General features: G+C 48.2%; 1 protein-coding gene. It reads right to left on the bottom strand.

The window, feature by feature from the left end:
- Positions 1-255: 255 nt before the first annotated feature.
- The coding region (locus ACTHS4_RS11485) for a transferrin-binding protein-like solute binding protein (RefSeq protein WP_440365962.1) at positions 256-1,849 on the bottom strand (1,594 nt) is incomplete at its 5' end.

Below are 1,849 nucleotides of genomic sequence, written 5' to 3'. Positions count from 1 at the left end.
CATGGCTTGTGCGGTTTGCTGGAAGAAGGTGCTCATGGAAAATCCCCTAAATGTCTTAGTAGGAATTTAGGGGATTTTGGGGAATTTTGCAAAGGTCTCAGATTATCTGAAAATAAGATTCAAGGTTTTCAGACGACCTTTTAGCGGGTAAATTGCTCTCTAGATTGTTGTTACCGTAAAAGGTCGTCTGAAAATCCTACCCACTCAAAAACAAACCGCCCTTTCAGGCGGTTTGTTTTCAGCTTAAACAGACGGTTATTGCTTTTTACCGCCGAATACACCGAAAGCGTTGTTACTTGAAGAGCCATTATCACCTGGTTTTTCATTGTAACTGTATCGTCCCGCCATTTCGGCAGCTTTGTCGCCGTAGAATCCGCCTGAGATAGAACCTTGCACACCGGAATCCCATTTACCATTAAAGCTGCTGCCTGTAATACCTGCGGTAAAGGCTCGTTCATTCATGAACCATCTGTCACCACTATTGATTTTACCTGCGATAGTCTTAGTATCGAAGTTGACATCTGCGGTAAACGAACCGGCAGTACGGTAGCCTCCTGTATCACCCACCCAGTTTTCCTTATTATCCAAGTTGCGGGCACGGAAATTCAACACCTCGCCTGCGTATTTAGCCGTACCGGACGGTAGAGAGGTACTCATTACCCCCTGAACAAACAAGGAGTAGGCATTATCGGCAAGTTTTGCCGCACCGAAGACAACATTGCTCAAATTGCCTGAAGCAACAAACGATTTGTAGTCCGAACCCAATTCAGTTTGATGGAGCTTGTTGGTAACAGGTGCCAAAGCGATTGTCGTACCATTGATAATGACTTTGGTCAAGTTCGCGATATTCGATAAGATATATTGCTCGCCTGTTTCACCTTTTTTCAATTCGGCTGCGGCGGCATCATCTTTAGGTTTGGTTACGGGCGCATCAGGTTTGGCAACCGGCGCATCAGGCTGTCCGCCTGCTTGAGCTGCCGCATCTTGGCGTTTTGCACCAAACACACCGCGCGCCACTACGTCTTCATCACGTTGGTTTTTGCCTGCCGCACTATATGTACCGGCAAGTTGGTCTGCCTTCGCGCCAAAGAATCCGCCTTGCATCGTACCTTGCTTGTTGGAGAAGGTGTTGCCGTGCAAATCGCCATTGAAAGACAGATTTTCCGCCATATCGCGCGCATTGGATTTGACGACACCTGCAATCCTGTTGCCACCACTACCACCGCCAACCGTTTGATCGGAATAGCGGTTGATGCTGACATTGATGGTTTTTTGGTCGAAATTGACTTTTGCGGTAACATCGGTTGCTTTGGCGGCAGGATACAGATTGGCCAGCTTGGCTTGCGAACCGGTTTCAAAAATTTCTTGCAGACCTCTTGTATTGATCGGCAGTCCGTTTTGGAAATGCAGGCCGATGCCTTTATAGGTTGCATCCCCTCTTTGGGCTGCAACGGTATCACTGCCTGATGGCGTGCCTTGGACAAACAACGCCTGTTTCACATCACGCAGATCACTGACATCGGCAACACCGCCGTAACGAACGTCAGGCAACAGGTCGCCGCTGTGTACCGCATATTGTGCTGCATCGGTTTTACCGCCGTTCATACTTTTTTCGCCCAACGTAAACTCACCCGCTTTAACGTCTTTGGTATTAATGGCGACACCATCAAGTACGACGCTGTTTTTATCCGAGGCAGTCGGAGCTTCGGTTTTGGCATATTCCAAATCGCCGGTTTCACGTTTTTTCGCTACCAAGACACCGCCATCCAAAGCCTTACCCATTACTTTGCCTTCGCCGCCAAAACCTTGACCTGAATTGGCCTCATTGGCTTTCTTAGCTTCTTCAGCT

Origin of the sequence: Neisseria sp. P0014.S009, assembly GCF_051958155.1 — a bacterium.
Lineage (GTDB): Bacteria > Pseudomonadota > Gammaproteobacteria > Burkholderiales > Neisseriaceae > Neisseria > Neisseria flavescens_C.
Note: the sequence above shows the minus strand (reverse complement) of the source record. Positions and strands in the feature narration are given on the sequence as shown.